General features: G+C 40.8%; 20 protein-coding genes. 16 read left to right on the forward strand and 4 right to left on the reverse strand.

The annotated features are described in order from the left end of the window. Positions 1 to 48: 48 nt before the first annotated feature. Positions 49 to 2,418 (reverse strand): transglycosylase domain-containing protein, encoded by a 2,370-nt coding sequence (locus PGP85_RS12595; RefSeq protein ID WP_010740039.1) that lies wholly within the window; start codon positions 2,416 to 2,418, stop codon positions 49 to 51. Positions 2,419 to 2,749: 331 nt separating this feature from the next. On the opposite strand from PGP85_RS12595, the gene tyrS reads away from it, so the two are divergent. From tyrS to PGP85_RS12610, 3 genes are all read left to right on the forward strand, one after another. Further along, positions 2,750 to 4,012, forward strand: a complete 1,263-nt coding sequence (gene tyrS, locus PGP85_RS12600) for a tyrosine--tRNA ligase (RefSeq protein WP_270327790.1) — start codon at positions 2,750 to 2,752, stop codon at positions 4,010 to 4,012. Positions 4,013 to 4,108: 96 nt separating this feature from the next. Continuing rightward, positions 4,109 to 5,014 carry an AEC family transporter gene (locus tag PGP85_RS12605; protein ID WP_270327792.1) on the forward strand — a complete coding sequence of 302 codons (906 nt, stop codon included), beginning with the start codon at positions 4,109 to 4,111 and terminating at the stop codon, positions 5,012 to 5,014. A 22-nt stretch (positions 5,015 to 5,036) separates the two neighbouring features. Then, the gene (locus PGP85_RS12610) at positions 5,037 to 5,927 is read left to right on the forward strand and encodes a deoxyribonuclease IV (protein ID WP_090402861.1); all 891 of its coding nucleotides are present in this window, start codon (positions 5,037 to 5,039) and stop codon (positions 5,925 to 5,927) included. A gap of 126 nt (positions 5,928 to 6,053) precedes the next feature. On the opposite strand, the gene PGP85_RS12615 is transcribed toward PGP85_RS12610, so the two are convergent. Together PGP85_RS12615 and proB are read right to left on the reverse strand one after the other, a co-directional pair. Further along, positions 6,054 to 7,304 carry a glutamate-5-semialdehyde dehydrogenase gene (locus PGP85_RS12615; RefSeq protein WP_270327796.1) on the reverse strand — a complete coding sequence of 417 codons (1,251 nt, stop codon included), beginning with the start codon at positions 7,302 to 7,304 and terminating at the stop codon, positions 6,054 to 6,056. After that, a complete protein-coding gene (gene proB, locus PGP85_RS12620) occupies positions 7,297 to 8,106 on the reverse strand; it encodes a glutamate 5-kinase (RefSeq protein WP_010740034.1) in 810 nt (269 codons plus the stop codon). The genes PGP85_RS12615 and proB overlap by 8 nt, the downstream gene beginning before the upstream one ends. Before the next feature lie 289 nt (positions 8,107 to 8,395). Between proB and PGP85_RS12625 the strand changes: the two genes are divergently transcribed. From PGP85_RS12625 to PGP85_RS12665, 9 genes are all read left to right on the forward strand, one after another. After that, positions 8,396 to 8,614: a YneF family protein gene (locus PGP85_RS12625; protein ID WP_010740033.1), complete on the forward strand. Its 219-nt coding sequence runs from the start codon at positions 8,396 to 8,398 to the stop codon at positions 8,612 to 8,614. A 257-nt stretch (positions 8,615 to 8,871) separates the two neighbouring features. Beyond that, a complete protein-coding gene (gene trxB, locus PGP85_RS12630) occupies positions 8,872 to 9,786 on the forward strand; it encodes a thioredoxin-disulfide reductase (RefSeq protein ID WP_010740032.1) in 915 nt (304 codons plus the stop codon). Positions 9,787 to 10,040: 254 nt separating this feature from the next. Then, positions 10,041 to 11,765, forward strand: coding sequence for a phospho-sugar mutase (locus tag PGP85_RS12635; RefSeq protein WP_010740031.1), 1,725 nt, complete (start codon positions 10,041 to 10,043; stop codon positions 11,763 to 11,765). Positions 11,766 to 11,778: 13 nt separating this feature from the next. Beyond that, a complete protein-coding gene (locus tag PGP85_RS12640) occupies positions 11,779 to 12,066 on the forward strand; it encodes an ArsR/SmtB family transcription factor (protein WP_010740030.1) in 288 nt (95 codons plus the stop codon). A gap of 127 nt (positions 12,067 to 12,193) precedes the next feature. Beyond that, entirely contained in the window at positions 12,194 to 13,483 is a 1,290-nt protein-coding gene (locus tag PGP85_RS12645) for a homoserine dehydrogenase (protein WP_010740029.1), read from the forward strand. Between the two features lie 2 nt (positions 13,484 to 13,485). Further along, the gene (gene thrC, locus PGP85_RS12650) at positions 13,486 to 14,544 is read left to right on the forward strand and encodes a threonine synthase (protein WP_270327799.1); all 1,059 of its coding nucleotides are present in this window, start codon (positions 13,486 to 13,488) and stop codon (positions 14,542 to 14,544) included. Beyond that, on the forward strand, positions 14,541 to 15,404 hold the full coding sequence (thrB, locus tag PGP85_RS12655; protein WP_010740027.1) for a homoserine kinase: 864 nt from the start codon (positions 14,541 to 14,543) through the stop codon (positions 15,402 to 15,404). Before thrC ends, thrB begins: the two co-directional genes overlap by 4 nt. A gap of 433 nt (positions 15,405 to 15,837) precedes the next feature. Further along, positions 15,838 to 17,109, forward strand: a complete 1,272-nt coding sequence (locus PGP85_RS12660; RefSeq protein WP_270327800.1) for an O-acetylhomoserine aminocarboxypropyltransferase/cysteine synthase family protein — start codon at positions 15,838 to 15,840, stop codon at positions 17,107 to 17,109. A 4-nt stretch (positions 17,110 to 17,113) separates the two neighbouring features. After that, positions 17,114 to 18,043: a homoserine O-succinyltransferase gene (locus tag PGP85_RS12665; RefSeq protein WP_010740025.1), complete on the forward strand. Its 930-nt coding sequence runs from the start codon at positions 17,114 to 17,116 to the stop codon at positions 18,041 to 18,043. Between the two features lie 2 nt (positions 18,044 to 18,045). Here the strand turns inward: PGP85_RS12665 and PGP85_RS12670 are convergent, their stop codons facing one another. Then, positions 18,046 to 18,900 carry a pyruvate, water dikinase regulatory protein gene (locus PGP85_RS12670; RefSeq protein WP_010740024.1) on the reverse strand — a complete coding sequence of 285 codons (855 nt, stop codon included), beginning with the start codon at positions 18,898 to 18,900 and terminating at the stop codon, positions 18,046 to 18,048. 85 nt (positions 18,901 to 18,985) lie between these two features. Here PGP85_RS12670 and PGP85_RS12675 point away from each other — a divergent pair, with 85 nt between their 5' ends. From PGP85_RS12675 to PGP85_RS12690, 4 genes are all read left to right on the forward strand, one after another. After that, positions 18,986 to 19,423: a Fur family transcriptional regulator gene (locus PGP85_RS12675; RefSeq protein ID WP_010740023.1), complete on the forward strand. Its 438-nt coding sequence runs from the start codon at positions 18,986 to 18,988 to the stop codon at positions 19,421 to 19,423. A 138-nt stretch (positions 19,424 to 19,561) separates the two neighbouring features. Continuing rightward, entirely contained in the window at positions 19,562 to 19,738 is a 177-nt protein-coding gene (gene rpsU, locus PGP85_RS12680) for a 30S ribosomal protein S21 (protein ID WP_002356740.1), read from the forward strand. A gap of 21 nt (positions 19,739 to 19,759) precedes the next feature. Continuing rightward, positions 19,760 to 20,206 (forward strand): GatB/YqeY domain-containing protein, encoded by a 447-nt coding sequence (locus PGP85_RS12685; RefSeq protein ID WP_270327802.1) that lies wholly within the window; start codon positions 19,760 to 19,762, stop codon positions 20,204 to 20,206. Positions 20,207 to 20,539: 333 nt separating this feature from the next. Continuing rightward, positions 20,540 to 21,460, forward strand: a complete 921-nt coding sequence (locus PGP85_RS12690; protein ID WP_177183992.1) for a PhoH family protein — start codon at positions 20,540 to 20,542, stop codon at positions 21,458 to 21,460. The last annotated feature ends 11 nt before the right edge of the window (positions 21,461 to 21,471 follow it).

A 21,471-nucleotide genomic window follows, 5' to 3' on the forward strand; every position in this document is an offset into this window, starting at 1 on the left:
GTACTGACAAAAACAAAGACCTCTCTGCAATAGAGAAGTCTTTGCTAATTAATCGTCATCTTTATCGTCTTTGTTCTTTGCATTGACCTTGTTACGGGTATTCCAATAGGATTTATAGTCATCGTCGTTTCCGCCGATACCAAATTCGTAAGTATTATCTGCTGGACCATCTTTGGCCCAAAGAGAAGTTGTTTCACCACTTGGAACTTGGTAGTTTGTACCATCGTGATTGACTTTTCCAGGTTTCAATCCAGTGAAGTCAGAAACCTTGATTTGTTTCACTTCGTCAGCCAGCTCGAATTTCTCATCTTCACCAAAGACAGTTGGATTGACCTGATAGATCCGTCCAGCAAGGTAGGCCATATAAGTTGCAGTTCGATTTCCAGCACCATCATTCATTGGTTTGTTGTCATCTCGACCGGTCCATGTTCCTAATGTGATAGTAGGAGTAGAGACGATCAGCCAGTTATCGGCATAGTTATCAGTCGTCCCGGTTTTACCAACCCAATCAGCAGTACTCAATGGATAATTCACACCGCTTAAGATCGATTTGAATGGCGTCGTATGCTGTTCATTGATAACACTGCGCATCAAGTCATTCATGATCGAAGCCGTGGCTTTTGAATACACTTGAACGGGTGCCTCTTTATGTTTGTATATTTCTTTACCAGTGCTGTCAGTGATTGATTCAATCAAATAACCCTGTTGATAAGAACCGCCATTGGCCAACGTTTGGAACCCGTTGACTTCTGTTAAGGTCGAAACCCCAGTGGTACCTAATGGCGCGGATTCCACACCCCAAGCATTTGAAGTCGGATAATTCATTTTCTTCAAGTAATTATCATAAGCAAATTGATCAGAGCCTTTATTTGTCAGCATATCTTGATAAACATGATAGGCCGTGATATTCGTTGATTCAACGAGGGCTTCTCGTGTTGTTTGGAAAGTCTTAGAACCTTTATTTTCAGCATTTTCCAATTCTTTGCCTGCGTGTTCGCCATGCTGATATTTCATTGGGAAATCGGCAATTCGCGACGCGCTTCCTAATAGTCCTTGATCAATTGCCGGCCCGTATACTAAAACTGGTTTAATTGATGAACCCGCTTGCCGCACGGTGTCAAACGCATGGTTATTTTGGTTCGTATTGTAATCACGACTGCCAACGAAGCCGTAGATTCGGCCCGTTTTATTATTCATCATGACAGTTCCGGGCTCAACCGTTGCCCCTGATCCATCGTCTAAATATTGTCCGTACTCGGCGACACCTAACTGCATCGCATCGTAAATATTTTTGTCGATGGTTGATTTCACCACCAACCCTTGATTTTGCATTTTGACTTTGGCTTGTTCAATATAACGATTTTGAACTTCTTCTTTTCCGTAATCGGCATCACTGATCCCATCTTCTTTAGCCTGCTGTTTGGCTACAATGCTGATAGCTTCATTATAAACAGTGTAATACAAGAAGCCGTGTTGTTGAACTTCCACGTCTTGGCGTCCTTGGAAGTCTTTTGCAAGATCATATTTTTTGGCGTCTTCGTATTCTTTTTTAGAAATCATTTGTTCACGGTACATATTGAAAAGGACATCGTCTTTTCGGTTCATTCCGATCGAGTAGTCTTGTTTTAAATCCCCAGTATTGGTGTAAGGACTATAGACAATTGGACTTTGCGGCAGACCGGCAATAAAAGCGGATTGCGGTAAGCTTAAGTCCTTTGCATGAACTCCGAAGATACCGATCGCAGCTTCTTCAACACCCGCGATATTTTGTCCTTTATTATTCCGACCAAAAGGAGAGACATTCAAGTACGCCGTTAAAATTTCGTCTTTGCTCAGGTATTTTTCCAGATCCAAGGCCAGAACGATTTCATTGGCCTTTCGTTTGAAAGAAGTCTCATTAGTCAAAACTTGCTGTTTGACCAGCTGCTGTGTCAGGGTTGAACCACCTGAACCAGCACCAAAACCAACCATCTCACCTAGTAGGGCACGTACAACGGCTTTGGGAACGACACCATGGTGTTCATAAAAGTTTTCATCTTCAGTAGCGACTAGGGCCTTTTTTACCCATGGCGAGATTTCATCAGAATTTATTTTCTCACGAATCGGATCCGCTTGGATTGTTGCCAGCTCTCGGTCATCTGAATAAAGTAATTTTGATGACTCAGCGATGTCGCCAACTTTTTGCTTCATTTCGGATTTTGTAGGCGTCGGCGTCCCTTCAACAAGATGCGCAAAATACCCAGCACCGATCCCAACGACGAGCATGCCGCCTAGGAAGAGCACGACGATTAAGCCAAGCAATAAAGACTTGACCACTCGCAATGAAACATTGAGTGCAAAAGGACCTCCAAGAGAAGTTCTTGTTTTACCTTTGCTGCTCTTTTTCGGTTGCTTATTTATTTTTTTCTTGTGAGCCAAAAAGTCCACCTCGTTAGATTCTATTCATTTTAATTATCTGTTGAATTATAGCAAAGTTTTACTTCTATTAACAAGCGGATGCAATGTTTGTAATCAAAACTTCAACTAATTGTTAACTAAAACAAAACAAAGATTATTACATTATTTGGCTTTTTTTCTTCAAGCGCCGTTTTATTGATGCAGAACTTCGATTAAATCTAGCGAATAGCTTTTATTTCCTTGTTTTTTCAGTTACTATGGGAAAGTATAAATCATTGAGGAATGATATGCGTAATGAGCATCTGTTTAACTTTTTAGAGTTAGGCAGCAACAAAAATTAGGAGGATAAAACATGCATTCAGACTTTTTTCAAGAATTAAAAGCCCGTGGCTTAATTTTTCAAGTAACAGATGAAGCAGCTTTAGAAAAACAATTAAACGAAGAGTCTGTTAAACTATATATCGGCTTTGACCCAACCGCAGACAGTCTGCACATTGGTCATTTATTACCGATTTTGACGTTGCGTCGTTTCCAACAAAACGGACACGTGCCAATTGCTTTAGTTGGCGGCGGTACCGGAATGATTGGAGACCCTTCATTTAAGGATGCAGAACGTCAATTAAATACTTTGGACACTGTACAAAACTGGTCACAAAGTATTAAAAACCAGCTTTCTGGAATCATTGACTTTGAAAATAAAGAAAATCCAGCGATCGTCGCTAATAACTATGAATGGTTAGGCGAATTAAAATTGATCGACTTTTTGCGTGATGTGGGTAAGAACTTTACGATCAATTACATGATGAGCAAAGAAAGTGTTAAACGCCGGATTGAATCTGGTATCTCGTACACTGAATTCGCGTACCAATTATTACAAGCTTATGACTTCTATGAATTAAATCGACGCTACGGTTGTTTATTGCAATTAGGCGGAAGCGACCAGTGGGGAAACATCACATCAGGAATTGAGTTGATTCGTCGCGAAGAAGGCAAACAGGCCTTTGGGTTAACGATGCCATTGATTACGAAAGCCGATGGTACAAAATTTGGTAAAACTGAAGGCAATGCTGTTTGGCTGGACCCAGAAAAAACGTCGCCGTATGAATTTTACCAATTCTGGATCAATACCGATGACCGTGATGCGGTTAAATTCTTGAAATACTTTACTTTCTTAAGCTTAGAAGAAATTGCTGCGATTGAAGAAGAATTTACTGCTGCTCCTGAACAACGCGCGGCTCAAAAAGCTTTGGCTAAAGAAGTAACGGTATTAGTTCATGGAGCAGAAGCCTATGATCAAGCGGTGCATATTTCTGAGGCTTTATTCAGCGGAAACGTAAAAAACTTGAATGCAGAAGAAATTAAGCAAGGCTTTAAAAACGTGCCAAGCTACCAAGTTCAAGCGGAAGATGATTTGAACTTAGTAGAAATTCTGCTAACCTCAGGGATTGAGAAATCGAAGCGTCAAGCGCGTGAAGATATTACGAATGGTGCGATTTACATTAATGGTGATCGCGTACAGGATGTCGCATACACGTTGGGCGATCAAGACAAATTGGTTGATGAATACATTGTCGTTCGTCGCGGTAAGAAAAAATATTTTGTTTTACAATTTTAATTGCATTCACGAAAGGGATTGTACCAATTACTTTGGAGCAATCCTCTTTCTATATAGTAATGAGTAAGCGTTTTATAGGTTGGATGGGGTGAAAGTGTGAGAGCAGTTTTATTAAACTCGCTAGGATTATTTGTTATTATCTTAATAGGCTATTTAACGAAACGGTTCAACTTGCTGCTGAAATCGGATGGCTCGATGATCTCCAAAATGGTCGTCAACGTAACTTTGCCAGCGGCGATCATTGTGAATCTGCAATCCTTGGCAGTAAAGAATCAATTATTATTATTGATTCTAGCAGGGCTTTTATTGAACTTGGTCATGATCATAGCCGGTCATTTTTTGTCAAAAAAACAGGATCAAGTGGAACGAGAGTTTTTGATGTATAGCGTTTCTGGCTATAATATTGGAAATTTTGCTATTCCATTTGTCCAAAGTTTTATGCCGCAGGCGATCCCGATTTTATCTTTCTTTGATATCGGAAACAGCGTCATGTTGGCGGGCGGATCAAATGTTGTGATTGAAGGCATCAGCGGCAGTAATGAAGAACGACCTAGTGTGAAAAAGGTTATCGGTCGTTTGGGGCGTTCAGTTCCATTTCTCTGCTATTTGTTTATGCTGTTCTTTCGGGTGCTGAAGATTGATTTACCGCAGGCCGTTTTTCAGATCGCACAGCCGATCGCCAATGCGAATACGTTCTTATCGATGTTTATGATTGGTCTTTTTTTGGAATTACGTTTGCCGAAAAAAGATTTAGCATTAGTTTTACGCGTCTTGGTAATTAAGTATGGGATAGGAATACTGTTAGCAGGTCTGTTTATACTGCTGCCAATCTCACCGATGATCAAAATCGTTTTATGCCTTGTCTCAGTAGGGCCGATTCCGACTTTTGGTGTGATCAATAGTGTAGCCGCTGGAATGCGGGCAGAAGTGGTGGGGTTCACCTCATCACTAAGTTTCTTGATCAGTTTGCCATTGATGACAAGTTTGTTGTTGTTTCTATAAATAAAAAAATCTGGAGGTTTTTATGTTAATTGGTTCTCATGTAAGTATGAAGGGAAAAGAAATGTTATTAGGTGCTGCGCAAGAAGCAGCAAGTTACGAAGCTTCGACTTTTATGATCTATAGCGGTGCGCCGCAAAATACTCGCCGCAAACCAGTGGAAGAGATGAATATTCCGGCTGGAGAAGCGTTCATGAAAGAACATGGTCTGTCGAATATTGTGATGCATGCTCCTTACATCATTAATTTAGGGAATACGAAGAAACCGGAAATGTTCCCGTTTGCGGTTCAGTTTTTACGTGAAGAAATCATGCGAGCGGAGGCTTTAGGTGCGATGCAGATTACATTGCATCCAGGAGCTCACGTAGGTGCGGGTGAAAAAGCTGGCTTGGATCAAATCATTAAAGGATTGAACGAAGTATTGACCAAAGATCAGCGAGCGCAAATCGCATTGGAAACGATGGCTGGTAAAGGGACTGAATTAGGGAGAACCTTTGAAGAGTTGGCTTACATCATTGATGGTGTAACATTGAATGAAAAGCTTTCTGTTACATTCGATACGTGTCATACGAATGATGCAGGGTACAATGTTAAGGAAGATTTTGATGGGGTATTAGACGAATTCGATCGTGTTATCGGTTTAGATCGTTTGAAAGTGATTCACGTGAATGATTCGAAAAATCCGATGGGCTCTCACAAGGACCGTCATGCGAACATCGGTTTTGGAACGATCGGTTTTGATGCGTTGAATGCGATTGTTCACCATGAAAAATTGAAAGAGTTACCGAAAATTTTGGAAACACCTTATGTTGGAGAGGATAAAAAGAACCAGCATGCACCATACGGTTTTGAAATCGCTATGCTGAAAGCAGGTAAATTCGATCCAAATTTGTTAGAAAAAATTCAGGCACAATAAGATCAAAGGCACACACTCAAAAAAAGAGTGTGTGCCTTTTTGTCAGATAAATGTTAATTCAGATATACACAGTAAGAGGACCAAAAGAACGATCTGCATAGAATAGATTTTTGACTTATGCAAGTTCTATTCGCGAATCTGCCCATCTCCGTAGATAATGTATTTAGTAGAAGTCAGATGCTCTAAACCCATCGGTCCACGAGCGTGTAATTTTTGTGTAGAGATTCCAATCTCGGCTCCAAAGCCGAATTTAAAGCCGTCAGTAAAGCGAGTAGAGGCATTGATGTAGACAGCCGCCGCATCGACTTCTTTTAGGAACCTTTGCCCATTATGGTAACTATCAGTGACGATTGCTTCAGAATGTTTGGAGTTGAAGCGATTAATGTGTTCGATCGCTTCATCAATGGAAGCAACCACTTTGATCGCTAAAATGTAATCTAAAAACTCAGTGGTCCAATCCGCTTCAGTAGCTAAGTCTGCTTGCTTTAAATAGGACATAGCTCTGGAATCCGCCCGCAGAGCCACTTGATGTGGAGTCAAGGCTTCTTCAATCATTGGTAAAAATTCAGAAGCAATGTCCTCATGAACTAATAATGTCTCTATCGCGTTACAAACAGAGGGACGTTGAGCTTTTGCATTGGCAACAATACTGATTGCCATATCTAATTGTGCAGCGTGATCAACGTAAACGTGATTGTTTCCAGTTCCTGTTTCGATCACAGGGACAGTTGCGCTATTTTTGACCCGTTGGATCAAACCAGCACCGCCACGGGGAATCAAAACATCTAAATACTCGTTCAGACGCATCATTTCATTGGCCACATCGTGAGAAGTATCGTTGACGAATTGGATCATTGCTGGGTCCAATTGACTATGGCGCAGTGTCTGCTGCATAAGTTCTACTAATGCTTGATTTGAGTAGAAGGCTTCTTTGCCTCCGCGTAAAATTACGGTATTGCCGGATTTAAAACACAGACTAGCGGCATCGGTGGTCACATTTGGACGCGATTCAAAGATGATGCCGATCACGCCTAAAGGAACGCGCTGCTGCCCGACCATCAGTTGATCTTCTGTGCGCCACATTTTTTCCACTACACCGATTGGGTCAGGCAGTGAAGCAACTTGGCGAATGCCTTCAGCCATCTCTTTGATTCTTTCATCAGTTAAGCGCAAGCGGTCGATCATTGGATCAGGAATCCCATTCTCTTTCGCCCGGCTCAAATCTTGTTGATTCGCTGCTAGAATAGTATTGCTGCTGTTTTCTAAATCTTGTGCCATTTGCATTAAGCAGTCATTTTTTTCTGCGGATTCTAGTTGGCTTAATTGTTGGGCCGCTCGCTTACTTTGCTGCCCTAAAGTATTCATTAGATCACTCATGTTTTTCCTCCTTGAATAACGTTCCGACTTCTGCACCAGACAAGATATCAAAAATTATTCTTGGGGGTTTGCCATTTGCCAGTACCATCGCACTTTTGGCATCGAGCACTCTTTGAGCAGCTTTCAACTTGCTGACCATTCCGCCAGTACCAAATCGGCTGCCTTCACCGCCTGCTTGGTCCATCAGGGTTTGATTAATTGTTGAGATAGTAGAATAAAGAATAGCTTGTTTATTTTTTGACGGATTATCCGAATAAAATCCATCAATGTCGCTTAACATAATCAGCAAATCAGCGTCCATTAATTGCGCAACGATCGCGGATAACTCGTCATTGTCTCCGAACTTTCTTGTATGATCCATTTCGTCGACAGCGACCGTATCATTTTCATTGATGATAGGGATAATTCCCATTGAAATCAGCTGCTGCAATGTATTGATAACATTTTTGCGGCTTTCAGGGAAATCGACTACGTCGCGGGTCAGCAAAACTTGCGCTGTTTGTTGACTGTAGCCTAAGAAACGCTGATTGTAGATATGCATCAATTCTGATTGACCGACAGCTGCGACGGCCTGTTGAACAGGAATCTCATGCGGCCGTTCTGCAATCCTAAGTTTGTCCATACCGACACCAATCGCGCCAGATGAAACTAATATTATTTCTTTGCCTTGATTACGAAGGTCAGTTAATACAAAAGCCAATTGATCAATTCCAGAAAGATTGATCTTGCCATTTGGATGGATCAAGGAACTGGTCCCGATCTTTACCACGATCCGATTCACGGATCTCAAAAAATCTCTCATGCTTGCACCTCTTCACTAGCCACCAGTGAGGAAGATATTGTTTTGCATTTTATCATATTCTAATCAATAATTCATCAATTATTTATAAATGATTGAAAATTTTTGATAAAAACATACATATAGTCTAGAAATTTTTTTAGTCAAAGATAAAAATGGGGCTTTCTGGGGCAATTGACAGGAATGAACTAAGAATTTCGCATTAGGTTTTGAAGTTTCTTTAAAACGTCTTTTCTTTTATAGGATCTTTTAGTAAAATGTATAAGAATGTGTCAGGAAAGGAGCGGTGAAAATGGTATCAACTGGAATCGTAGTATTGATCGCAGTAATCGCTGCACTATTAGGTGCTGTCGGCGGTTTCTTCTTAGCTCGTAAATATATGCAAGACTATTTCAAAAAGAATCCTCCAATCAACGAGGATATGTTACGTCAAATGATGATGTCGATGGGGCAAAAACCTTCAGAGAAAAAAGTTCGTCAAATGATGCAGCAAATGAAAAACCAACAATAATCTAGAAAGGACAATCATCGTAGGATGATTGCCCTTCTTTTTGTCTATTCTGCTTTTCGCAGTATTAAAGCTCGAAGTTTGTTAGTAATTAAAAGAAATACCTGAAGTGTGATGTCTAGCAGAAAGATATGCGTACGAAAATGAATTTCCTTATTACTGAGTTAGCTGCGAATTTGCAAAACTGACAATTAGTAAGCAGATTTGTCGACAGAATAAATTCTTGGATGTAAAGTAAAGCCGAATGGGGGAATGTCTGAATGTATGATGTAATAATTATCGGCGCGGGTCCAGCAGGGATGACCGCTGCCTTATATGCTTCACGATCAAATTTGAAAGTTCTCTTGATCGAACGTGGCGCACCCGGCGGACAAATGAACAATACTGCCGAGGTAGAAAATTATCCAGGGTTTGAATCAATTATGGGTCCAGAACTTGCGATGAAAATGTATGATGGTGTCACCAAATTCGGTACTGAAAATGCATATGGAATCGTTCAAGATATTAAGGATCATGGAGATTATAAAGAAGTCATTACGGAAGATAAAAGTTACCAAGCTAAAACAATTATCGTTGCGACGGGCTGTGTCCATCGTAAACTAGGCGTACCAGGTGAAGAATCGTTTGCAGGACGCGGAGTGTCTTATTGTGCGGTTTGTGATGGCGCCTTTTTCCGCAATAAACGCTTGATCGTTGTCGGCGGCGGCGATTCAGCGGTAGAAGAAGCGATCTATTTAACTCGTTTTGCTTCTGAAGTTGTGATCGTTCATCGTCGTGATGAATTACGGGCACAAAAAATTATCCAAGATCGTGCATTTGCAAATGAAAAAATTTCATTTATCTGGGATAGTGTTGTTGATGAGATCGTTGGAAATGAAATGGTCGTGACAGGCGCGAAGATTCGCAACGTCAATACAGGGGAAGTTCACACGGAACCAGCGGACGGAGCATTTATCTATGTTGGTCTAGAACCATTGACGGAACCATTTAAAAACAGCGGAATCACAAATGCTGCCGGTTGGATTGAAACTGATTATGAAATGAAAACAAAAATTCCTGGTGTCTTTGCTATTGGCGATGCACGGGAAAAAGACTTGCGCCAAATTACTACAGCAGTTGGTGAAGGCGGAATCGCAGGTCAGCAAGTGTATAAATATATTGAAGAACAAAACTAGCATTTTGAGGAAGACAGAGATTGTCTTCCTTTTTTTCAGCTATACTTTGCGCAGTTTATTTGAACCTATAGCGTTTTTTACTGTTAAGCGCCCCATACTCGTGAGCTTTCTATTTGGTGGGAAAATCCAACCTGACCAAGGAAAAAATATCGTCCTCTTTTTTTGAGATGCGAATCAGGTACAAGTTTTCTTTGCTGAATATAACAGTAATGGTATACTTAAATGGTAAGAAAATATTGAAAGAGGTGTGTTTCATGTCTTGGGAACAAGTTTATGAACAATGGATTGATTCAGATAAATTAGATGAAAAAATGCGTAAAGAATTAGAAGACTTAGGCAAAGACCCAGAGTTGAAAAAGGATGCGTTTTATAAACAATTAGAATTTGGAACAGCAGGTATGCGCGGAGTTTTAGGGCCTGGTGTCAACCGGATGAATATTTTCACCATTCGTCAAGCGACAGAAGGATTGGCTCGCTTCATGGACACACAAGATCCAGAAACTAAGCGTCGTGGAGTAGCGATTGCATATGATTCACGACATATGTCACCAGAATTTGCGATGGAAGCTGCGAAAACTTTGGCGAAACATGATATTCCTTCATTTGTATTCGAGAGTTTACGTCCGACTCCTGAATTATCGTTTGCCGTTCGTTTTGAAAATGCCTTCACAGGAATTATGATTACGGCTTCTCACAATCCAGCTGAATATAACGGTTATAAAGTATACGGCGAAGATGGCGGGCAAATGCCGCCAGAAGATGCAGATGCATTGACGAAGTTCGTACGTGATGTGGAAAATCCTTTAGAGGTTGAAGTTTTATCCGATGAAGAAGTGGAACACAGCGGATTGATTAATATTATTGGCGACGAAGTTGATTCAGAGTATTTGAAAGAAATTAAAGCTGTAACAATCAATCAAGACTTGATCAATGAAATGGGAAAAGAACTAAAATTAGTTTACACACCATTACACGGTACAGGTAAAATGTTAGGCGAAAAAGCTTTGAAACAAGCTGGTTTCGAAAAATTTGTTCTTGTACCTGAACAAGCAATTGCTGATCCAGACTTTTCAACTGTAAAATCACCAAATCCAGAAGAACATTCTGCTTTTGAATATGCTATTAAACTAGGCGAACAAGAAGGAGCAGATTTGTTGATTGCTACTGATCCTGATGCCGATCGTTTGGGTGCGGCTGTTCGTTTACCAGACGGGCGCTATGAAGTATTGACCGGAAATCAAATCGGTGCCATCATGATTCGTTACATTTTGGAAGCACATAAACAAGCGGGAACATTGCCTGCTAATGCAGTTGTGTTAAAATCAATCGTATCAAGCGAATTGGCTACGACGATTGCAAGTTCTTATGACGTGAAGATGGTTGATGTATTGACTGGATTCAAATTTATCGCTGAAAAAATTCAACAATACGAGGATGACCATTCACAAACATTCATGTTTGGTTTTGAAGAAAGTTATGGTTATTTGATCAAATCTTTTGTTCGTGACAAAGATGCGATCCAAGCGCTAGTTTTATTAGCAGAAGTTGCAGCCTACTACAAGAAACAAGGCAAAACATTGTATGATGGTTTGCAAGATATTCTTGAAGAGTACGGTTACTATGCTGAAAAAACCATCTCAGTTACTTTGAGCGGTGAAAAAGGCGCAGAAGAGATCAAGACGATCATGGGCAACCTGCGCAAGGAAGCGCCAAAAGCGTTTGCGGATGTAGCCGTTACTTTGACCGAAGACTTTAAGACCTCTAAATCAATTGATGCTGAAGGAACCGAAAAAGCGATCGATATGCCGGCTTCAGATGTGTTGAAATATACGTTAGCTGATGAAACATGGTTAGCCATTCGACCTTCTGGGACAGAACCAAAAATCAAATTCTATATCGGTGTGAAAGGCGATTCTCATGCTGCTGCCGCAGAAAAAATTGCGACATATGAAGAAGCGATCCGTAAAATTGCCGAATAAATGAGGGCTATAAATGAAGGAACACGAGGAATTTCAAGCGGTCAGTCAATTTTTTAAAATCTTGAGTGACCCGACACGTTTAAAAATTTTGATGTTTCTAAAAGAAGGGGAACGTAATGTGTCAGCAATTAGCGACACATTAGCGATGGAACAATCGGCCGTTTCTCATCAATTAAAATTATTGCGTGACAACCGCTTAGTCAAAGCACGTCGTGACGGGAAGGCGATGCTCTATAGTTTAGACGATCAACATGTTCTAGATGTTTTGGAGCAAACCTTCCGTCATGTCTTGCACCAATAAAAAGCGGCTTTTCCAAATTTTTTGGAAAAGCTCTTTTTTTTTACAGAAATTTTGTTATACTGATAGCTAGCTATTAGAATATGATGAAATTAGTTTTAATACGAATGTAATTTACTGGAGGCGGATTATGGAAAAAGCAGTCAAGGTGGGTCTATTAGGTTTAGGTGTAGTAGGTACCGGTGTTTTAGAAATTTTAACAGATCATCAAGATAAAATTGAAAAAAGTATTGGCGGTCCCTTGGTTGTTACGAAAGCATTGATCCGACCAGAGGAAGATAAAAGTGCAATAGCAGAAAAATATAATTTGGACTTAGTCACAGAGTTAGATGCAATTTTAAATGACCCAGAGATCTCAATTGTTGTAGAAGTGATGGGACGGATCGAACCGGCTAAAACGTTTATCAAAAAAGCGTTAATGGCAGGTAAAAATGTGGTGACTGCGAACAAAGATTTATTGGCGCAGCATGGCAGTGAACTAGTCAATCTAGCACGTGAGCAGCAACGCAATTTATATTACGAAGCCAGTGTGGCGGGCGGCATTCCGATTTTACGAACGATTGCTAATAGTTTAGCGGCAGATGATATTACCGAAGTTTTAGGAATCGTCAACGGAACGACAAATTACATGTTAACCAAAATGGTGCAGGAACATCGTACATACGATGAAACCCTGAAAGAAGCTCAAGAACTAGGCTTTGCGGAAAGTGATCCGACAAATGATGTTGACGGAATTGACGCGGCTTATAAGATGGTCATTTTAAGTAAGTTCGCTTTTGGAATGTCCATCACGATGGACCAAGTCAAGATCAAAGGAATTCGCGGATTAGCAGGTGAAGATGTGACAATAGCTGATCAGCTTGGGTACACTGTAAAACTAATCGGCTCTACAGTTAAGAAGGACGATACGATTTCGGTAGAAGTTGGTCCAATCTTAGTTCCCCACGAGCATCCACTAGCATCAATTCATAATGAAATGAATGCTGTTTTTGTTAAAAGCTCAGGTATTGGTGAATCGATGTATTATGGACCAGGTGCAGGTGCACGTCCTACAGCGACAAGCATCGTAGCGGATCTAATGACGATCGTCAACAAGATGAAGAAGAATACGGTCGGTCATCGCTTTACTGGATACACTCAACCAACAAAGCTGACATCTCCAGAGGACAATATCAGCAAATATTTCTTGTCATTAGAAATGCCGGATGAACCAGGTCAATTTTTGAAACTCGCTGAAATCATGACTCAAACAAAAGTTGGATTTGAACAAGTGGTTCAAGAAAAGGGTGATGGCGAGAGCGCACGAGTTGTCTTGATCACACATGAAACATCGGAAACGAAGATGGCGACAATCCAACAAGAAATCAAAGAAAAGACTAGTTATAAATTATTGTCATTGATGAAAGTTATGGGGGAATAAACATGTACGAAGGATTATTAAAACAATATCAAGAATATTTGCCAATCACTGAAAAAACACCTCAGATTGCTTTAGCTGAAGGTAATACACCGTTGATTCCCTTGAAAAATTTATCTAAAGAGTTAGGCATTAACCTGTATGGAAAATATGAAGGCCTGAATCCGACCGGTTCTTTCAAAGACCGCGGAATGGTCATGGCTGTTGCGAAAGCTGTAGAGGACGGTGCGAAAGCAATTATTTGTGCATCAACTGGTAATACGAGTGCGGCTGCGGCTGCCTACGCAACGCGTGCTGGGATCAAAGCATATGTCGTGATCCCTGATGGAAAAATCGCAATGGGTAAACTAGCTCAGGCCATTGCTTATGGGGCGGATATTATTTCGATCCCAGGAAACTTTGATGAAGCATTAAAAGCAGTTCGTGACATTGCAGAGACTGAAGCAGTAGCTTTAGTAAACTCAGTAAATCCGTATCGATTAGAAGGGCAAAAAACAGCGGCCTTTGAAATTTGTGAACAATTAGAAAAGGCGCCCGATGTTTTAGCGATCCCTGTCGGTAATGCGGGAAATATCTCCGCTTATTGGAAAGGCTTCAAAGAATGGCACGAGAAAAAAGGAACTGATTTACCGCGCATGCACGGCTTCGAGGCCGAAGGAGCAGCTGCGATTGTGAAGGGTGAAGTCATTGAAGAACCGGAAACTGTTGCCACAGCTATCCGTATCGGAAATCCAGCAAGCTGGAAATTGGCTGAAGCTGCCCGTGATGAATCGAATGGATACATTGATTCGGTAACAGATGAAGAAATCTTGAATGCGTATCGCAAAGTTGCCGCTCAAGAAGGTGTCTTTGTTGAACCTGGCTCAGCCGCTTCTTTAGCGGGAGTTATCCAACATGTGAAAAATGGTCGTATCAAACCGGGTGAAACGGTTGTTACAGTCTTTACTGGAAATGGATTGAAAGATCCTGATACAGCAATTAATGAAACAGATATTAAGATCAACAAGATGAGTGATTTGGAGGATATGCGCCGACACTTACGTGAAGGAGTGGCATCTCTATGAAAATCCGCGTCCCAGCAACTAGCGCTAATTTAGGTCCTGGATTTGATTCGTGCGGGATTGCGTTATCCCAGTACTTAACCATTGATATAGGACCAGAAACACAAAAATGGCAAATCAAACATCAACTAGGCAGCAATATTCCTTCGGATGAAAAGAATTTGTTGATTCAAACGGCTTTAGATTTGGCACCGAATTTAACACCGCATCAAATTACGATGACTTCAGACATTCCAATCGCTCGCGGGCTCGGAAGTAGCTCATCTGTCGTAGTGGCAGGGATTGAATTGGCCAATCGTTTGGGAAATCTAGGAATGACGCCGCAAAAGAAAGTGTCGTATGCAACAAAAATCGAAGGACATCCTGACAATGTCGCGCCAGCGATCTGTGGTGATTTTGTGGTGGCAAGCTACAATAACAATGAAGTGAACTTCGTGAAGCATACGTTTCCTGATTGTGATGTGATTGCCTTCATTCCAAACCATGAATTATTGACTTCAGAAAGTCGCGCTGTCTTACCGAAAGAAATGTCGTACCGCGATGCAGTAAAGGCCAGTTCGATCGGCAATGTGATGATAGCGGCGGTTTTGAATGGCAACTTGCCATTAGCTGGAAAAATGATGGAGAAAGACATTTTACATGAAAGCCATCGCCAACATCTTGTTCCGCATCTGAAAAAAATTCGAGAATTTTGTAAAGCTTATGGCGGCTATGGCAGTTTTTTAAGTGGTGCAGGCCCGACCGTTTTGGTTTTAACCCCGCCAGAAAACACAGAGAAATTAGTTACAGCCTTGAAAGCTTTTGACCATGAAGCAGAGATTGATGTGCTGTCCGTCGAAAAAGAAGGCGTGCAAATATTTTAGTTGCGTTGAAGAGAAGAGTACAACGAATCGGACTTGACAGAGAGCTTCGGTAATTGAGAAGAAGCAGCAGCGATTAGTTAGAAGATGGCCTCGGAGCGATTGTCGTTGAGACACGGGAATGCCCGTTACAGCAGTTCGTAGCAATACGACAAAAGATCAGTCTTGCGAAAGGCTGATAAACTAAGGTGGTACCACGGAACTCCCGTCCTTTCATAAGTGAAAAGACGGGAGTTTTTTGCGAGTTCCACTTCCTGCTTTAGCAGGTTAGTGGAATCGTATGCGTAACGAAAATCAAATTCATTTTTCGATTTTGGAAAAATGATTTCTCAAAAAAGAATTAGCTGTCAGGTAGTAAATCTAAATCCAATCACTAAAGCAATTTACGATTTTTTGCTTAAAACAAATACATGAATACAAATTAGGAGGAAGAATTATGGAATTTGAAACAAAATGTTTACACGCAGGTTATCAACCGGAGAATGGCGGACCACGAGTGTTACCAATCGTTCAAAGTACGACTTATGCCTATGAGTCAACAGACGAGATTGGAAAATTATTTGATCTGGAAGCGGCGGGTTACTTTTATACGCGTTTAGCCAATCCAACGACTGGTGCAGTGGAAGAAAAGATTGCTGCGCTAGAAGGCGGAGTCGGCGCACTATGTACGTCATCAGGTCAAGCGGCAACTTTTTATGCAGTATTAAATATTTTGGAGGCTGGTGATCATTTGATTTCTTCCAGCTATATATATGGCGGCACCTATAATTTATTTGCCCATACATTCAGAAAAATGGGAATTGAAGTAACTTTTGTTGATCAAGATGCTTCGCAGGAAGAATTATTGAAAGCAGTAAAACCAAATACTAAAGCGATTTTTGGTGAAACGATCGCCAATCCTGCGGTTAAGGTTTTAGATATTGAAAAATTTTCTGCAGTTGCTAAAGAATTAGATATTCCTTTCATCATTGACAACACTTTTGCGACACCATACTTTTGCCGGCCAATCGAGTTTGGCGCAGACATCGTTATTCACAGTACAACCAAGTATTTGGATGGTCACGCTGTCCAAACGGGTGGTGTGATTGTAGATGGCGGAACTTTTGATTGGAATAACGGAAAATTCCCGCAGCTTTCTGAGCCGGATGAAACTTATCATGGCATCGTTTATACGGAAAAATTTGGTCAAGCGGCCTATATCACAAAAGCCCGTGTTCAATTAATGCGTGATTTGGGTGCAACGCCTTCTCCGCAGAATTCATTTTTGCTAAATCTGGGCATGGAGACATTACCTGTACGGATGGATCGTCATTATCAAAATGCACTGACTGTAGCAAAATTCTTAACTGAGCAAAAAACAATTAAGCACGTGTATTATCCTGGTTTAGAGAGCGATGATAATTACGCCTTGGCCCAAAAATACGTGCCAAATGGTTTATGTGGAGTAATCTCTGTGGAATTTGCGGAAGGAAAGGAAACGGCAGCAAAATGGTTGGATGCATTGGAGCTTGTTTCTTTAGAGGTTCATGTGGCGGATATTCGCACATGTGCTTTACATCCAGCGACATCGACTCATCGTCAACTAACCGATGAAGAGCTGCATCAAGCAGGAATTTCACCAGGCTTAGTCCGTTTGTCTTGCGGAATTGAAAACGTCACAGATATTCTTGCTGACTTGCAACAGGCCTTTGATAAATTGGAGGGATAAAACCATGCCGATTCGCTTAGAGCCTGATTTTCCGGCGAAATCTATCTTGGAGTCTGAGGATATCTTTGCGATTGATAATTCGCGCGCAGAGCATCAGGATATTCGCCCGTTGAAACTATTGATTCTAAATTTGATGCCGAACAAAATCGATACCGAGATTCATTTGCTTCGATTGATTAGTCAAAGCCCGCTGCAAATCGATGTAGATTTTTTGAAAGTGGCTAGTCATGAACATAAGCACACGAGCAAAAATCATTTGGATAAGTTTTATTTGGACTTCTCACAGGTAAAAGAGACCTGTTATGATGGCCTGATTATTACGGGGGCACCTGTAGAACAGTTGGCGTTTGAAGAAGTCGATTACTGGCCGGAATTGGTAGAAATCATGGAGTGGAGCCAAACTTCTGTGACCTCAGTGGTACACATTTGTTGGGGAGCACAAGCCGGCTTATACTATCATTTTGGAATAGACAAGGTACCCTTCGAGAAGAAACTTTTTGGGATTTACAAACAAGATATCGAACATCAATTTCGTTTATTTAGAGGGTTTGATGATCGCTTTTGGATGCCTCAATCCCGTTATACCGGAATTAATGAGGAGCAAGTGCGACAAAAGAAGATTAAAGTGATTGCTAAAGATGAAAAAGAGCGCTCGGCTATTTTAATTTCTGAAGACGAACACGATGTCTTTTTGATGGGGCATTTTGAATACGCCGCGGATACTTTGGAAAAAGAATATCTGCGGGATCATGATCGTGGCGTAGAAACAGCCAAACCAGAGAATTACTATGAAGACGGGAAAATCTATAACTATTGGCGTGCACAGGCTCATTTGTTTTATCACAATTGGTTAAACGATGTGTATCAAATAACTCCTTATCGACTAGAAACGATTCGTCAATTACAAAAAGAAAGAAAGCTGAGATCAATTTGATCTCAGCTTTCTTCTTCCATAAAGTAGTAACTATGGTCTTCTAAATCCAGCGCGCTCATGATCATAGCTGCTGTTTCCTCTATTGAAAGAGTGGCAACGTTGATGATCTCACAGCCTAGTTTGTGGTACAAATCGTTAGCAAATTTTAGTTCTGCCTGAATTTTTTCACGGTCTGAATAGGCCGTTTCAGGGTTTAAGCCGTAAGCACGCATCCGTTCTTTGCGGATGCCGATCAATACTTCGGGATCATTGGTTAAACCAACAATTTTCTTAGGATCGATTTCAAATAATTGTTTTGGAATATGCGCTTGCGGGATCAGCGGCAAGTTGGCCACCTTCAGGTTTTTATTGGCAAGATACAGACTCAATGGTGTTTTTGATGTCCGTGAAACGCCAAGTAAAACAATGTCGGCTTCTAAAAATCCGCGAGGGTCTTTCCCATCATCGTATTTTACGGCAAATTCCATTGCTTTGATTCGTTTGAAATAGTTCTCGTTTAGGTGATGCAATGCACCTCGTTCACCGGTTGGTTCCAGATGTGCGCGTTGTCCTATCTCAGCAACGACGGGGTTCAACAAGTCCATCGTGAACAAGTCTTCGTTGTCGCAGAACTCTTTCGCAATTTTAGAAAGTGTAGGATTAATCAATGTATAAATGATCATGCCATTTTCGGCTTTGGCATCGTTTAAGGCTTTCATCAATAATTCTTCCGTGTGGACAAAAGTCCGGCGGAAGAGACAAAATTCCACGGTAGGGTACTGCGCCATCGAGGCTTGTGCCAATTTTGAAGCAGTTTCTCCAGCAGAATCGGAGATGATGAAAATAGTGACTAACTCATTTTGTTTTTCGCTATCCATAAAGAAGATCTCCCTTGCAATCAGTAATAATTTATTATACCATATTGTTTATTCGGAATCATTACACTTTGGAATGAGGGATACGATGACACAGATGACTTTATTAGAAAAAGCCTTGGCAAAAGTAAAAGAAAATGGCTTTAAGTATACAAAAAAACGTGAAACATTATTGGATTATTTGATTAAATGCAATCGTTACGTTTCTGCCCGTGAAGTTTATGACTATTTGAATGGACAATTTCCAGGATTGAGCTATGATACCGTTTATCGAAATCTAAGAGAGTTTTGCGAGATTGGATTGATTGAGGATACTGAGCTGCAAGGGGAAATGAAGTTTCGGTTTAGCTGCAGCGAAAACTTTGAACATCACCACCACTTTATCTGTACGGTTTGCGGCATGACCAAAGAGATCCACATGTGTCCGATGAACTTTTTTAAAGAACAACTGGATGATTGTGAAATCGAAGGACATCGGTTTGAATTGTACGGTCGTTGCGAAAAATGTCAAAAACTAAATGAATAAATTAAGAATTAAAATTCTTCAGTACCTTGACTCAAAATAGCCCATTGGATATAATGACTTATGGACGGTCTTGTTTATTGGAAGCACATTTCAATAACAAAAACGGTTACATTTCAAGCCCGGAGGGAGGGAATTTATATGTCAAAAACAGTGGTTCGAAAAAATGAATCTCTTGACGATGCTCTTCGTCGCTTCAAACGTTCCGTTTCAAAAGCAGGGACTCTGCAAGAATCTCGCAAACGTGAATTTTATGAAAAACCAAGCGTGAAACGTAAGAAAAAATCAGAAGCAGCTAGAAAACGTAAGAAATTCTAGTCTGTGAACGGAGTGATTCTATTGTCACTACTTACTACCTTGAATGAAGACATGAAGCAAGCGATGCGAGCAAAAGACAAAGAGACTTTGCAAGTGATCCGGATGCTTAAAGCTTCGATTCAAAATGAGCAAATTAAAAAAGGTCAGGATTTAAATGACGAAGAAGAATTGACCGTTTTATCTCGCGAGATGAAACAACGTCGTGATTCTCTAACTGAGTTTGAAAAAGCTGATCGCACCGATTTGGCCGAAAAAGTCAAAAAGGAAATCGTAATTGTTGAAAACTATTTGCCGCCTCAACTTTCCGAAGAAGAGATTCGTGCAATCGTTCAAGAAGCAGTTACAAACACAGGAGCGACTTCACCAAAGGAATTTGGTAAAGTGATGGGCGCAGTGATGCCGAAAGTCAAAGGCAAAGCCGATGGCAATCAAGTCAACGCAATCGTCAAAGAACTTCTGAACAATTAAGCAATAACGAAAGCCGAGAGAATTTTCTCTCGGCTTTTTTTGTGTCTTAGCAGATTCGTTTGGTGAATTTCTATGAATCAAAGTGTCACTACTAGCGATTTGCAGTACTTAATATTACTTGAAATTTTATGTTATCCGTGATAAAAAAGAGTTCTTCATTTTCAGCGGAATGTTAGCTTTCCACATTCTTTTTAATGGAAGATTAGACAATTTTTCTTTTATTTAGAGTGTGGTATTATAAGAAGGAATGATTTATGAAGGGATGAGCGCTTGTTGAATAGCAACGATTTTGAGTCGTTAGAGATAAAGCTTGATGGAAAAGATGACATCAGTATGCTTTTAGGAACCCACGATAAACATATAAAATTTTTAGAAGAGAATACAGATACCACGATTAATACACGAGGCGAAATGATCCAGATTGTTGGACCGAAAGAAGAAGCTAAATTAGTAGCGGATATTATTCGGACACTGCAAATTTTGATCGATCGTGGAATCAAAGTAGCGACACCGGATGTAATGACTGCTCTACGTTTGGGACGCGAGAATCATTTAGATGAGTTTGTCATGATGTATGAAGAAGAATTATTAAAGGATCGTAACGGAAAACCAATTCGTCCTAAAAACATTGGTCAGAGCCGCTATATTGCAGCGATCCGCAAATCTGATGTAGTTTTTGGCGTCGGACCAGCAGGGACAGGGAAAACATATTTAGCGATTGTTATGGCGATCGCTGCATTGAAAAAAGGTGAAGTGCAGCGGATTATTTTGACGCGCCCAGCAGTAGAGGCTGGCGAAAGCTTAGGTTTCTTACCAGGGGATTTGAAGGAAAAAGTAGATCCTTATTTGCGCCCAATGTATGATGCCTTGCATCAGATTTTTGGGGTGGAACATACGAATCGCTTATTAGAACGCGGAGTCATTGAGATTGCGCCGCTTGCTTATATGCGCGGTCGTACACTGGATGATGCTTTTGTCATTTTAGATGAAGCTCAGAATACGACGATTTCACAAATGAAAATGTTTTTGACACGTCTTGGATTCAATTCAAAGATGATCGTCAATGGGGATACTTCCCAGGTGGATTTGCCGAGAGGTCAGGTCAGCGGTCTGATTCATGCTGAGAGAACATTAAAAGGGATCAAAAAGATTCGCTTTGTCACCTTTGAAGCAGGCGATGTGGTAAGACATCCCGTAGTTGCTGAAATCATTGAAGCATATGAACACGAGAACCTACGACACCAAGAAAAGTAGTCAGGAGGGAA

The sequence above is a fragment of the Enterococcus malodoratus genome (assembly GCF_027659535.1).
Classification (GTDB): Bacteria; Bacillota; Bacilli; order Lactobacillales; family Enterococcaceae; genus Enterococcus_A; species Enterococcus_A malodoratus.